The sequence below is a fragment of the Allobranchiibius sp. CTAmp26 genome, assembly GCF_017565405.1.
Taxonomy (GTDB): Bacteria; Actinomycetota; Actinomycetes; order Actinomycetales; family Dermatophilaceae; genus Allobranchiibius.
This window is the reverse complement of sequence record NZ_JAGEKR010000008.1, coordinates 98,909-112,722: the sequence shown is the minus strand read 5'-3', so window position 1 is coordinate 112,722 and position 13,814 is coordinate 98,909. Positions and strand designations below refer to the sequence as shown.

Genomic DNA, 13,814 nt, shown 5'->3' with positions numbered 1-13,814 from the left:
GGACCGGCCCCCGACAACTGCCCGGCGAGCCCACCGGGCAGTGCGTGGGTCGGGTCGGTGGAAGGGCGCCGCGTGGTCCCTCGTGAGGCGGGCTTGGTGGGTCGGGTCGGTGGAAGGGCGCCGCGTGGTCCCTCGTGAGGCGGGCTTGGTGGGTCGGGTCGGTGGAAGGGCGCCGCGTGGTCCCTCCTGAGGCGGGCTTGGCCGGTCGGGTCGGTGGAAGGGCGCCGCGTGGTCCCTCCTGAGGCGGGCTTGGCCGGTCGGATCGGTGGAAGGGCGCCGCGTGGTGCCTCGGGCGCAGGAAAGTCGCCGCAGAGCCCACGACCCACTCAACCCGGGCCGGCAGCGCCAGGCGATCGACACGGGCGTCCTCCAGGCCGCCTGTGAACCGGCGCAGCAGCGGGAAGTGGCGGCGAGCATCCACGAACCCAGGGTTAGCCCTGAAGTGCTGCACGACGCCTGCAGTTAGCCTGAGCACATGCCGCGAACCCCCGACGCTTCCTGCCCCGGGTGGCAGATCGGCCAGGTTCGCGGCGTCCCCGTCTATCTGGGACGCAGTTGGCCCATCATCGCGATCTTCATCGTGGTCACCTTCGGACCGCAGGTGCACGGAGTGCTTCCCGAACTCGGCTCCGGCGGCGCCTACCTGGTCGCGATCGGCTACGTGCTGCTGCTCCTGCTGTCCGTGCTCGTCCACGAGGCCTCCCACGCCCTGGTGGGGCAGTGGCGCGGATACCAGGTGCGCCAGATCGTGGCGGACCTCTGGGGCGGGCACACGTCGTACGACACGGCCGACACCACGCCACTCTCCAGCGCGCTGGTGGCCGTCGCCGGACCGCTGAGCAACGGCGTGCTCGCGGGTCTCGGCTACCTGGCGCTGCAGAGCACGGACGGCGGGGTGCCCCACCTGCTGGTCCAGGTGTTCGTATGGACGAACGGCTTCGTGGCGATCTTCAACCTGCTGCCGGGTCTGCCGCTCGATGGCGGGTTCCTCGTCGACTCCCTCGTATGGCGGATCACCGGCTCCCGCGCGACCGGGCTGCTGGTTGCCGGGTGGTGCGGCAGGGTCGTCGCCGTCATCGTCGTCGTCGCCGCCCTGGGGCGATCCCTCCTGCAGGGTGTCCAGGTCGACTTCTACACCGTCGTCTGGGCCGTCCTGATCGCCGGATTCCTCTGGGTGGGTGCGACGAGCGCGATCGCCCGTGCCTCGGCGAGCCGGGTCATCTCCCGGGTGACCGTGCGGCAGTTGCTGACGAGGGTGACCCTGGTGCCCACGGGTACGCCGCTGTCCCGGCTGCGCGGCAACGGCGACCTGGTGGTCACCGACCCGGCGGGGGTGCCGTGGGGTTTCGCGACGGCGGCCGACCGGGCACGGGTGCCCGCGGGCATCGGCGACAGCGCCCCGGTCGACGCCGTCGCGCGACGCCAGCCACAGGGCTGGGTCGCCCAGGTGGACTCGGTGGACGACGACTGCTCGGAGCTGATCACGGCCGTGCAGTCCGCCGATCCGGCGCCAGAACAGCTGCTGGTCACGCTGCGCGACGGCCGGCCCGTCGGCATCATCCGCACGGCCGAGCTGGGACAGGCGCTGCAGGCCGCCTCGCAGGCTCACTAGGCTGACGCCCGATGACCACACCGACCGCACACGCCACGGGCGCCGACACACGACGCGGTCCGTTCACCGCAGGAGAGCGCGTCCAGCTCACCGACGCCAAGGGCCGGATGCACACCATCACCCTGGGGGAGGGCAAGCAGTTCCACACCCACCGGGGCCACCTGCTGCACGACGACCTGATCGGCGCGCCCGACGGCAGCACGATCACCAACACCGCCAACGTGCAGTACCTGGCGCTGCGTCCGCTGCTGTCGGACTACGTGATGTCGATGCCGCGCGGTGCCGCCGTCGTCTACCCCAAGGACGCCGGCCAGATCGTCACGATGGCCGACATCTTCCCTGGCGCCCGGGTCGTCGAGGCCGGCGTGGGTTCCGGTGCACTCAGCATGTCGCTGCTGCGCGCCGTGGGCGACACCGGTCACGTGCACTCCTTCGAACGCCGCGAGGACTTCGCCGACATCGCCCGGGGCAACGCGCGCGCGTTCTTCGGTGCGGACCACCCGGCATGGACGGTGACCGTCGGCGACCTGGTCGAGTCGCTGCCCCAGCACGAGGCGCCGGGCTCGGTCGACCGGGTCGTGCTCGACATGCTCGCCCCCTGGGAGTGCCTCGACGCGGTCGCAGAGGCGCTCGCGCCCGGCGGTGTCCTCATCGCCTACGTCGCGACCGCCACCCAGCTGTCCCGGGTCGCCGAAGCGGCCCGCGAGCACGGCGGCTTCACCGAGCCGCAGGCGTGGGAGTCGATGGTGCGCGGCTGGCACCTGGAGGGCCTGGCGGTCCGACCCGAGCACCGGATGCACGGACACACCGGCTTCCTCATCACCACGCGCCGGTTGGCACCCGGTGTCACCCCGCCGCTGCGCAAGCGTCGTCCGGCGAAGGGCTCCTACGGTGATGAGAGCGACGCGTCGAGCTCGAGCTGGGACGCCGAGAGCCTCGGTGAACGCCCCGTCTCGGACAAGAAGGTCCGCAAAGTTCGCCGCTCGTTGAGTGAGCCGCCCGCGAATTGATCAGGCCGTCGGGTTAAGGTCGGGTGACATCACTCGCGAAGCGCCCACCGCTCCACGCAGGAGGCCTGATGTCCGACCACCAGCCCGATGACTCCACGCCCTACGACGCCGTCGAGAGCCTCCAGCAGGAGGTCAAGGCACTCCGCAGCCGGCTGAACGCATCCGGCGCCGGGCGCAACCCGCAGCTCACCCAGCAGGTGAATCAGCTGCAGTCCTCCGTGGGCACTCTCTCGGCGCAGAACGAACGGCTCGTCTGCACGCTCGGCGAGGCTCGCGAGCAGATCGTCACGCTCAAGGGCGAGGTCGACCGGCTGGCGCAGCCGCCCGCCGCGTACGGCGTGGTCCTCGCCGTCCGTGACGATGCGACGGCCGACATCCTCAACAGCGGCCGCAAGATGCGGGTGGCGGTCAGCCCGACCGTCGAGCCCGAGGTGCTGCAGCCCGGCCGCGAGGTACTGCTCAACGAGGCGATGAACATCGTCGCGGTGACCGGCTACGAGTCCATCGGCGAGATCGTCACGGTCAAGGACCTGCTCGACGACACGCGCATCCTGGTCGTCGCGCACACCGACGAGGAGCGGGTGTGCCGTCGGGCCGCGAGCCTCGACGGGCAGACCGTCCGGGTCGGCGATTCGCTGCTGCTCGACGGCCGCAGCGGCTTCGTCTACGAGCGCATCCCCAAGGCCGAGGTCGCGGACCTCGTACTCGAAGAGGTGCCCGACATCCAGTACGAGGACATCGGCGGCCTGGCGGGGCAGATCGAGCAGATCCGCGACGCCGTCGAACTGCCCTACCTGCACAAGGAGCTCTTCCGCGAACACGCGCTGCGGCCGCCCAAGGGCGTGCTGCTCTACGGCCCTCCCGGGTGCGGCAAGACGCTCATCGCCAAGGCGGTGGCCGCGTCGCTGGCTCGCAAGGTCGCCGAGAAGACCGGGCGATCGGAGACCCGCAGCTTCTTCCTCAACATCAAGGGCCCGGAGCTGCTCAACAAGTACGTCGGTGAGACCGAGCGGCACATCCGGCTGATCTTCCAGCGGGCGCGGGAGAAGTCCTCCGACGGCACGCCCGTGGTGGTCTTCTTCGACGAGATGGAGAGCCTCTTCCGCACCCGCGGGTCGGGCGTCTCCTCCGACGTGGAGACCACGATCGTCCCCCAGCTCCTCGCCGAGATCGACGGTGTCGAGCGCCTGGAGAACGTCATCGTCATCGGTGCGTCCAACCGCGAGGACATGATCGACCCGGCGATCCTGCGTCCGGGCCGGCTGGACGTGAAGATCAAGATCGAGCGGCCGGACGCCGAGAGCGCCCGGGACATCTTCGAGAAGTACCTCACCGTCACGCTGCCCCTGCATGCCGACGACCTGGCGGAGTACGGCGGCTCGGCGCAGGACACGGTGACCGCGATGATCCAGACGACCGTCGAGCGGATGTACACCGAGATCGACGAGAACAAGTTCCTCGAGGTCACCTACGCCAGCGGTGACAAGGAGATCCTCTACTTCAAGGACTTCAACTCGGGCGCGATGATCCAGAACATCGTCGACCGCGCGAAGAAGATGGCGATCAAGGATCTGATCACCCTGGGCTCCAAGGGAATTCGTGTCGATCACCTGCTGCGCGCGTGCGTCGACGAGTTCAAGGAGAACGAGGACCTGCCCAACACGACCAACCCGGACGACTGGGCGCGCATCTCGGGCAAGAAGGGCGAGCGGATCGTCTACATCCGCACACTCATCGACGGCAAGGACGGCTCCGAGCCCGGCCGCGCGATCGACTCGATCGCCAACACCGGCCAGTACCTGTAGCCGGTTGTCCGCGGTTTCGTGACGGCGGCGTCACGAAACCGCGGACAACCGACCGCGAGCCGGACCATGATTCCTGACCAGGTCTCAAGAGCCGTCAACGTCCCTACGGCGCAGTAGTTTTGGAGCCCGCGGCGCTCGCCGCATTCCTGCTCCGTCGGAAGTGGTCACCCGAATGCGTTCGTACGCCGCGCTGCGCAGTCTCCTTCTCGCGATGCTGCTGGGGTGCGCGCTCGCTGCGCCCACCATGGCGTACGCCGCCTCGATGTCTGCCGCCCTTTCGCACCCGAGCGGAACCGCGCGCCCGGCCGTCGTCGCGGGACCGGCGCCCACCACCCGGCTCACGTCCGTCGCGCCCACCCGGGTCATCGACACCCGGACGGGCCTTGGCGGCCCGAAAGGAGCTGTTGCAGCAGGGAGTACGACGACCGCCAAGGTCGGCGGGACGGGCGGGGTGCCCACCTCGGGGGTCGCAGCCGTCGTCCTCAACATCACGGTGACCGGTGCGACCGCTTCGGGGTATCTCATCGCCTATGCGACCGGTTCCACCCGACCGGGCACCTCGAACATCACCTTCTCCGCCGGACAGACCGTGGCCAACCAGTCGGTCACGCCGGTCGACGCGAGTGGCCGGGTGAGCGTCTACCTGTCCACCTCGACGCAGTTCTTCGCCGACGTCTCCGGTTACTACGCCACCGGCGGCTCCTACCACCCGGTCACCCCGACCCGTCTGCTGGACACCCGCAAGACGCACACGGTCGCGGCGGGGTCCACCACGACGGTGCCCGTCACAGGTGTCGCAGGCGTCCCGTCGAGCGGGGTGGGTGCAGTCATCCTCAACATCACGGTGGTCGCGCCCGCCACGTCCGGATACCTCATCGCCTACCCGGCCGGAGCGACCCGCCCGTCGTCCTCGAACGTGAACTTCGTGGTCGGACGCGCCGCCGTGGGTACGACGTTCGCGCGGGTCGGCACCGGGGGAGCGGTCTCGATCTATACCTCGGCCACGACCCACCTGCTGGTGGACATCGCCGGCTGGCTCCCGACGTCCGCCGACTACACCGGCGTCACCCCGACCCGCCTGGTCGACACCCGCAGCGGCACCGGGGCACCGCGGGCGCGGGTCCCCGCGGGCGGCACCCTCACCGTGCAGGTCACCGGGGTGGGCGGCGTACCCACGGCGGGCATCAACGCCGTCGAGCTGGGCGTCACCGCGGTCGGGCCGTCCGCCGGCGGTTACCTCACGACCTACCCCGCGGGCGGCAGCCGCCCGGGCTCCTCCACCCTCAACTACCCGCAGGGTCAGGCCGTCGCCAACTCGGTGACCGCCAAGGTGGGTGCGGGCGGCAAGGTCAGCATCTTCAGCTCGGCGCAGACCGATCTGCTCGTGGATGTCCAGGGTTACTTCCGCTATCCGCTCACCGGCGTGGTGTCGGCGTGGGGCGCGGGGTTCAGTGGCCAGCTCGGCAACGGCGCCAGCCCCACCTCTTCGAGCGCCACGGTGCGGGTGAGCGCCCTCTCAGGGGTGACCGGCATCGCAGCCGGAGAGGCCACCGGGTACGCGCTGCGGGCGGACGGCACCGTGTGGGCGTGGGGCGACGGCGGGGCAGGTGAGCTGGGCGACGGCGGCAGCCTGGACGGCTCGGACGTCACCACCGTGCCGCGCCAGGTCCTCGGTCTGACCGGAGTCACGTCCGTGGCGGCCGGCTACTTCTCCGGCTACGCGCTGCGCGGCGACGGCACGGTCTGGGCGTGGGGCAGCGGTTTCCACGGCGAGCTGGGCAACGGATCCGGCAACTCCAGCAGCACGCCGGCGCAGGTCACCGGACTGCCGGGGATCGTCGCGATCTCGGCGGGGTGGGACACGGCGTACGCGCTCGCGTCCGACGGCACCGTGTGGGCCTGGGGCGACGGGTACTACGGGCAGATCCCCGGGACGACGGAAGGCGCCAGTACGCCGGTCAAGGTCACCGGCATCAGCAACGTCGCCTCGATCGTCGGCGGGGGACGCTCGGTGCTCGCGCTGACCTCGGACACCGGCGTCTGGGTGTGGGGCGACAACTCGGTCGGCCAGCTCGCGCTCAACTCGCCCGATCCCTACGTGACCGTGCCCACGCGCATCCCCGGGTACACGGCTGACGCGGTCGCGGCGAGTGGCGTCGACGGGTACGCGATCCGCGGCGGCGGTGTCTCCGCACAGGGCCAGGGGGCAGGCGGTGGCATCGGCTACGGCAGCACTGCGGACTCCCGGGTGCCCCAGAGCGTGCTCAACGTGTCGAACGTCCTGTCCATCGCCGCCTCCGACAACTCCGCCTATGCGCGGATGTCCAACGGCACCATCGCCGCCTGGGGGGACAACAGCTACGGCGAACTGGGCAGCGCGGGGCCCACCGACTCGGCGAGCACACCGGTGGTCGTCACGGGGATCACCGGCGCGACGGCGGTCGCGGCCGGCGGCCGCTCGGCGTACGCCATCACCCCCTGAGGTCAGTCCGATGCGACGTGGCGACGCAGGAAGTCGTTGAGGAACGCGCCGGACGGATCGAGCTCACGGCGTACCGCCTCGAAGTCGTCCAGGCGCGGGTACGCCGCGTCGAGTCGCCCCGCGTAGGTGAACAACTTGCCCCAGTGCGGGCGCGGGTCGAACGGTGCGAGCGCCTGCTGGACGAGGTCGGCGGCCTCCGATGTGGCGGCCGTGTCCGGACGCCAGGTGAAGTGGAAGACGACGCTGTCGCGGTCGTAGGTCGGGCTGAGCCATTGCCCGTCGGCTGCGACCGCACGGATCTCGGACACGATGATCATCGGCGCGATGCGCTCGCCGATCTGCAGCAGTGCTTCGGCGGCCGCGGCTCCATGTGCTGCGGGCACGAAGAACTCGGACTGGATCTCCTCGCCCGAGCTGGGGGTGAACCCCATCCGGAAGTGCGGCAGACGGTCGGACCACAGGCCGGGCGCCCCGCCCTGCTCGGTCACCTTCTCGCTGGGCTCGCCCGAGGCCCAGGACGGGTGCTTGGTGTCGGCGATCCACTCGGCGCCCGGCAGGACCGGGGCATCGCTGCGCTGGTCGGTGCGACTCTTCAGCACGATGTGGTCGGGTCCGGGCCCGACCCACCGGCCGAAGACGCTGACGCTGTACGCAGACTCCAGGATGGTCCCCAGCTCGGCGGTCAGCTGTGCCCAGGTCAGGCCGACGAAGGTGTCCTGGCGCACCTCGAACTCCGGCTCGATCGAGAGCCTGAGTCGGGTGACGACGCCGAGTGCGCCGAGCGACACCACGAGTGCCGGGAACCGCGGGTCGGAGCGGTCGAACCACCGCAGGTCGCCGTCCGCGGTCATCAGCTGCACCGCCTGCACGGAGGCGGCCAGCCCCGGCTGGCGGGCGCCTGATCCGTGGGTGCCGGTCGCGACGCTGCCGGCGACGGTGATGTGGGGGAGCGAGGCGAGGTTCGCCAACGCGAGGCCCTCCTGCGCCAGGAAGGGCACGAGCGCGCCGTACGTCGTCCCGCCGCTGACCTCGACCGTGCTGTGGTCGGCGCTGACGACCGGCGGCTCCACGAGCCCGGAAAGGTCTATCTGCCAACCGTTCTCACTGTCCGCGACATAGTTGAAGCTGTGCCCGGAGCCGGTGACTTTGACCGACGGCGCCTCGCGGAGGACCGACCGCAACTCCTCGACCGACGTGGGTCGGACGCGGCGGCCCGCGCGATAGGCGATGGTGCCCGACCAGTTGGTGTTCAGCTGTGCGTCCGTCGTTGCCATCCGGCAACAATGCCACGCCACCCGAGCAGGAACACCGCCAACACGACCATCGCGACGATGACGAAGCTGAGCGCCACCCCGCGGCCGGTGACGACTCGCAGCACCATCCCGATCGCGACGGCACCCACCCAGACCGGTACGCCGGCACGCAGCGACGCGGGCGCCCATCGCCGTATGCCGACCGCGAACGCCCACCCCACGGCCGCCCCCGCCAGGAACGGCCACGCCACGACGGCGGACTCGAGCACGGGGTGGCTCTCGGAATGCGATGCCCGCCCGATCGCGGCGAAGGCGACGATGAGCACCACGTCGAGCACGGCGGCGATCACCGTGGTACGCCGCGCAGCGAGGTCGCGCCCGGCGGGTGGCTTGGTGACGGGAGCCGAGGTTCGAAGGGCCATGGTTCGAGCCTAAGCGGCACTCGTCAAGACTCCGACACTGACTTGTGGACAACCCCTGAGTCGCCCACCTCGCCGAGTGAGATGTCGATAACAAAGTCCTGAATGATCAACATTGGCAGGCATATTCGCCCGATATGTTCTTGTGCAACGTGTCGAACAGGCGTATGATAGACAGTAGATGGCAAGAGGTGCCGTCATCAGCGCAGGAGGGGCCATGGCGCGGCCGACGACCGACATTCCTCGGCCTGCTGCGCCGGGTGCTGGTGACCGGTTGTTGGCTTCGCTGCGGGAGTTCACCTCTGCGCTGGATGAGTGGCCCGGAGCGCTGTGGCAGCTGGATGAGGCGGGCCTGGCCCAAGTGGTCGGGGGCATGCTGCGTGTCTCCTCCCGGGCGGAGAACGTCGCCGCGCTGGCCACCGCGGACGCGCTGAGCCGCGGGACGGTCGCGAACTCCACCGCGACGGGTGCCCCGGCGTGGGTGGCTCGGCAGGCGGCTGGCGTGGACCCGACGGTCGTACGCCGGGTCGGGGCGGTGGGTGTCGAGTGCGCCGACCCCCGCAACCAGGTCGTAGTTGACGCGCTGGCCGATGGGTCCGCCGGTGTGCCGGTCGCCGCTGCGGCGTTGCGGCAACTACCGCTGATCCTGCCGCAACTGCCGACCGCGGATCGGGATGACCTATTGGGCCGTTACCTGTCGCTGTCCGACTACGGCGCAAAGACGTTGCGGGAGCTGACCACCCGGATCTTGGGGGAGTACGCGCCGCAGCGGCTCGTCCGTGACGAAGAGCGACAGCAGGAGTGCGAGTCGGTGTACTGGGCCGATTTGCCCAGTGGGCTGACTCGGTTCGTCGCGGAACTGTCCGGCGGGCACGCCGCCGTGGTCAAACACGCCCTGCGCGCCTTGTCCGCGCCCACACCCGCGCCACAACCCAGTCCCGCCAGTACAAACGACCCTGACAGCGACTCGGGAACCGGCCCGCTGCTAGAGACCGGCGCCGGTACGCCCGAGCGGGACCCGCGTACCCCGGCCAAACGGCGGGCGGACGCGTTGGTGCGGCTGGTCGACACCGCAGCCGGGGTGCTGGACGGCACCACGCCGCGGCCGGTCGGTGAGTTCGGCGGCACCGCCAAGATCCTCGTCACGATGGACTACGCGACCTTGTACGAGGGCCTTCGCAACGCGGGCCGGCTCCATCAGGACAGCCAACTAGGTTCGCACGACAGCCAATCCGGCCCGACGTACTTGCCAGGCATCGGACGCACCACCGACGGGGATTACCTCGACGCCGGCACCCTCAGGCGGCTCGCATGCGACGCGGACCTCATCCCCGCCGTCCTCGGCACAGACTCCGAATCCTTAGACGCCGGCAGGGCCAGACGCCTCTTCACCGGCGGCCTCAGAACCGCGATCATCCATCGAGATCAGCACTGCACCTTCCCCGGCTGCGACCGACCACCGGACTGGTGCGACGCACACCATGTGACGCCATGGTGGGCCGGCGGAGAGACAACACTCCAGAACGCGGCGCTGCTCTGCGCACGCCACCACACCATCGTCCACCGCGACCTGCTCACCGCGAAGGTCACCACCACCGGCGTGATCTGGGACCTCACCCCCGGGCTGATGCCCTCCCGACCCGGTCGCCGACCCGCAGCCTGACGCTGAAGGCGTTCACTTTCGTTGACGGTGTTGGAACGCCGTCAACGAAAGTGAACGCCGTCAGCGTCAGAACGCCAACGCGGGTCTGTAGGTCAGGACGGTGAGACGACCGCGTCCATCTCGGGCTGAGCATCGTCGGCCTCGCCCGTGACCCGGCTCTCCTTGAGGATCGCGTCCGCCGCCCGCTTGGCCTCGGCGACCTTGTCGGAGGCGTCGGGGCTGGGCCTCAGACCACCGAGCACCCCTTGGATGAGATCGATCGGCAGGGGGATCACGACGTTGTTGTTGTTGTTGCCTCCGATCTCAAGCAACGTCTGCAGATACCGCAGCTGCAGGGTGGCGGGGTTGGTCGACATGACGTCGGCCGCCTCGGCCAACTTCGCCGACGCCTGGAACTCACCCTCGGCGTTAATGACCTTCGCACGACGTTCGCGCTCGGCCTCTGCCTGCCGCGCGATGGCCCGCTGCATGCTGCCCGGGATCTCGACGTCCTTGATCTCCACGAGCAGGACCTTGATGCCCCACGGCTCGGTCTGCTGGTCGATGACCTTCTGCAGATCCGCGTTGAGCCGCTCGCGTTCGGACAACAGCGTGTCCAACTCCGCCTTACCCAGTACGGCGCGCAGCGAGGTCTGGGCGATCTGGCTGGTCGCCGCCAGGAAGTTCTCGACCTCGACGATCGAGCGGTTGGCGTCCACGACGCGGAAGTAGGTCACCGCGTTCACCCGCACGGGCACGTTGTCCCGCGTGATGACGTCCTGCGCCGGCACGTTAAGCGTGACCGTTCGCATCCCGACGCGGACCATCCGGTCCACCACCGGGATCAGCAGCACCAGTCCCGGCTCCTTGAGCGTGACCAGACGTCCCAGCCGGAACACGACGCCCCGCTCGTACTCGCGCAGCACCCGGACGGACGATCCCAACAGCGCCAGGAGAACGACGACGACGACTACAGCGACAATTCCGAGGGCTTCCATACCGGATCCTTTTCCCACGAGTGCGGACGACGAACCATCAAGGTCAATCCGTCGAGTCGTTCGATCACGATGGTCTCGCCCGCGGTCGGCGCGGGATCCTGCCATCCGAAACTGGTACGCGCGCGCCAGAGCGAGCCGTCCGCGGCCACCTGGCCCTCGTCCCCTGCCCACGTCTGCACGACACCGGCCACACCGGGTAAACGTTCAGGCCCGGACTGCGGTTCCAGACGGCGCGACAGCAGGACCTTCTGACCCACGACGAGCAGCAGGACCGCGCCGACGAGGGTGAGGACCAGGGCCACGGGAAGGGCCACGGCCAGTGGTGCGCCGGCGGCCTCGACCATCAACCCGACACCGCCGGCAAGCGCGAGAACGCCGACGGACCCGAAGATGCCGAAGCCGGGCACATGGGCCTCCAGCACCAGCAGCCCCAGTCCGCACAGGGCCACCAACACACCGATCGCAGCCATCGGGATCACCTGATCCGGGCGAACGGGCCATCGCATGGAACGGAGCCCCAACCGACTCGACGCACCAGTTCCGCCGCTTTCCAAGATACTCCGCACTGGAGCCAGGTCCCACGAGATTCTCTCAACGAGCTGCCGATCGTGCGGCTGCGGGCATAACCTCGAGGGTCGAAATTCGCCGCCACGAAGGGGTGTCGCAATGTCGGACCAGGCACAGCACCCGGGGCCGACCCAGGACGGGCCGAAGACGATCGTCATGTGCCTGGACGGCACCAACGACCAGATCGGGGTCTCCGAGCCGTCGAACGTGGCGAAGATCTTTCGGATGCTCAGCCTGGTCGATCCGTCCCGGCAGATCGCGTACTACGACCCGGGCATCGGCACTCTGCCGGCCCCCCACGCCCGCGGGATCATCGAACGGCACCTGTCCACCGGGGAGGAGCTCGCGTTCGGCATCGGCATGAGGCACAAGCTGACCGAGGCGTACAGCTGGCTGATGCGCCACTACGCGTTCGGCGACCGGATCTTCGTCTTCGGGTTCAGCCGGGGCGCGTACACCGCGCGAGCGCTGGTGGGGATGCTGCACTGTCCCGGACTGCTGCGCACCGGCTCGGAGAACCTCGTCCCGTACGCGATCAACAAGTACGCGACCAACGACTGGCCTGACACCCCCGAGGAGTGCCAAGGGCTCACCGAGTTCGCCGACGCCTTCTGTTGGGGGACCCCGCAGAACCCGGTCAGTGCGGGCCGCCGCACGCCAGGCAGCGCGTACGTCGGGTCGCGGTCGCCGGCGCAGGAGCCCGTCTCCCCGCCGATGGACGGGTCCTACTTCGTGCCGTACCACTCCGTACCGGTCGCGTTCCTCGGCATCTGGGACACCGTCGAGGCCTCCGGTGTGCTTCACATGCACGAACACCATTGGCGCTTCACCCACTCCGTGCCGAATGCGATCTCCGTCCGGCATGCCGTCGCGATCCACGAGTGGCGCAACCCGTACCGGGCGATGCTGCTGGAGGACCGGCCCACCTGCGAGCACCCGGAGGAGGCATGGTTCGCGGGTGTCCACTCCGACGTCGGCGGGACGTACGAGGACGACCACCGGCTCGCGGTCATCGCCCTGAAGTGGGTCGTCGACGGTGCGGTCGAGCATCTGATCCTGCGCGAGCAGGACTCCTACTCGGCCCTGTTCGATGCGCTCACCGAGGGCGCGTACCAGGGAGCCGTCCACCCGTTGCCCAAGTCATGGCTGGTCACCGGCCCACCCCACCATCGGCGGATACCGGAGGGCGCCTGGATCCACCAGTCCGCCGCATCCCGGCTCGGTGATCGCGGACTCGGGCCCCGCTTCGAGCTTCCGTCGGCGCACAACGTCACCGACTCCCACTGGTATCAGCAGGTTCTAGCCGACCGACTGCAGATCAGCCCCACTGCAGCCAAGTGACGATCAGTTGACGGTGTAAGAGGCCGAACCGTTGGCGTCGGTCGCGTTAGTGGCGCTGGCCGTGGCGGTCAGTGTCCGCTGCCCCGCGCTGGTGCTGCTCAGCGCCGAGGTGAACTGGAGCACCGCAGTCTGATCGCCGGGCGCGATCGACCCGGTCCAGGTGAACGTGAGGACCCGGTTGCCACCCGAGGTCGCCGCGCTCACGTACACCCATCCCGTTCCGGACACTGCGGTGGGATCGGCGGTCGTGGCCTGCGACGTCGGGAACCGGACGAGGACGGTCAGCTTCTGAACGGTGGCGGACACCGAGGGGTACGACGCGTAGTAGACGTTCTGGACCTGGACCTGGGTCTGCAGAGCCGTGGGCTTGCCCGCGGTGTTGTTCGCCGTGCCTGTCGTGTTGAGCGTGTTGAAGGCCAGCTGGGCCGGCTGAACGCTCGTCGATGCCGCCTCGGCAGGAGCGGGCGCTCCGACGAGGATGACCGGCGCCGTCCACAGCGCGCCCGCGATGACTGCTCGCCGCCTGATCCGCGGTCGCTCACTCTCCACGACGGCACCCCCTCGGTCACGCATGTCCCCGCCCACAGCATCTCCCCGGTCATCGTTTGGTAAAGCGATGGTAAACCGTTGAAACCTCAATGAACGGCGAAACGCGCAGATCTCTTTCGAAATAGTTCGTCGATCA

General features: G+C 69.4%; 11 protein-coding genes. 6 read left to right on the top strand and 5 right to left on the bottom strand.

All coding sequences use genetic code 11. From position 1 onward, the window contains the following. Positions 1–475 precede the first annotated feature (475 nt). From J4030_RS06140 to J4030_RS06125, 4 genes are all read left to right on the top strand, one after another. Entirely contained in the window at positions 476–1,612 is a 1,137-nt protein-coding gene (locus J4030_RS06140; RefSeq protein WP_208048328.1) for a site-2 protease family protein, read from the top strand. An 11-nt stretch (positions 1,613–1,623) separates the two neighbouring features. Continuing rightward, complete coding sequence (locus tag J4030_RS06135; protein ID WP_208048327.1) at positions 1,624–2,622, top strand: tRNA (adenine-N1)-methyltransferase; 999 nt, start codon at positions 1,624–1,626, stop codon at positions 2,620–2,622. Positions 2,623–2,690: 68 nt separating this feature from the next. After that, entirely contained in the window at positions 2,691–4,427 is a 1,737-nt protein-coding gene (arc, locus tag J4030_RS06130; protein WP_208048326.1) for a proteasome ATPase, read from the top strand. Positions 4,428–4,599: 172 nt separating this feature from the next. After that, complete coding sequence (locus J4030_RS06125; protein WP_208048325.1) at positions 4,600–6,909, top strand: hypothetical protein; 2,310 nt, start codon at positions 4,600–4,602, stop codon at positions 6,907–6,909. A 2-nt stretch (positions 6,910–6,911) separates the two neighbouring features. Here the strand turns inward: J4030_RS06125 and J4030_RS06120 are convergent, their stop codons facing one another. Then, positions 6,912–8,183: an FAD-binding protein gene (locus tag J4030_RS06120; protein WP_208048324.1), complete on the bottom strand. Its 1,272-nt coding sequence runs from the start codon at positions 8,181–8,183 to the stop codon at positions 6,912–6,914. Further along, the gene (locus J4030_RS06115; protein WP_208048323.1) at positions 8,159–8,584 is read right to left on the bottom strand and encodes a DUF3054 domain-containing protein; all 426 of its coding nucleotides are present in this window, start codon (positions 8,582–8,584) and stop codon (positions 8,159–8,161) included. The genes J4030_RS06120 and J4030_RS06115 overlap by 25 nt, the downstream gene beginning before the upstream one ends. A 214-nt stretch (positions 8,585–8,798) precedes the next feature. Here J4030_RS06115 and J4030_RS06110 point away from each other — a divergent pair, with 214 nt between their 5' ends. Then, positions 8,799–10,244, top strand: a complete 1,446-nt coding sequence (locus tag J4030_RS06110; RefSeq protein ID WP_208048322.1) for an HNH endonuclease signature motif containing protein — start codon at positions 8,799–8,801, stop codon at positions 10,242–10,244. Between the two features lie 92 nt (positions 10,245–10,336). On the opposite strand, the gene J4030_RS06105 is transcribed toward J4030_RS06110, so the two are convergent. Together J4030_RS06105 and J4030_RS06100 are read right to left on the bottom strand one after the other, a co-directional pair. Continuing rightward, positions 10,337–11,221 carry a slipin family protein gene (locus tag J4030_RS06105; protein ID WP_208048321.1) on the bottom strand — a complete coding sequence of 295 codons (885 nt, stop codon included), beginning with the start codon at positions 11,219–11,221 and terminating at the stop codon, positions 10,337–10,339. Next, positions 11,194–11,691 (bottom strand): NfeD family protein, encoded by a 498-nt coding sequence (locus tag J4030_RS06100; RefSeq protein ID WP_208048320.1) that lies wholly within the window; start codon positions 11,689–11,691, stop codon positions 11,194–11,196. Before J4030_RS06100 ends, J4030_RS06105 begins: the two co-directional genes overlap by 28 nt. Before the next feature lie 196 nt (positions 11,692–11,887). Here J4030_RS06100 and J4030_RS06095 point away from each other — a divergent pair, with 196 nt between their 5' ends. After that, on the top strand, positions 11,888–13,129 hold the full coding sequence (locus J4030_RS06095) for a DUF2235 domain-containing protein (RefSeq protein ID WP_208048319.1): 1,242 nt from the start codon (positions 11,888–11,890) through the stop codon (positions 13,127–13,129). A 3-nt stretch (positions 13,130–13,132) separates the two neighbouring features. Here the strand turns inward: J4030_RS06095 and J4030_RS06090 are convergent, their stop codons facing one another. Next, positions 13,133–13,678 (bottom strand): hypothetical protein, encoded by a 546-nt coding sequence (locus J4030_RS06090; RefSeq protein WP_208048318.1) that lies wholly within the window; start codon positions 13,676–13,678, stop codon positions 13,133–13,135. Between the last annotated feature and the right edge of the window lie 136 nt (positions 13,679–13,814).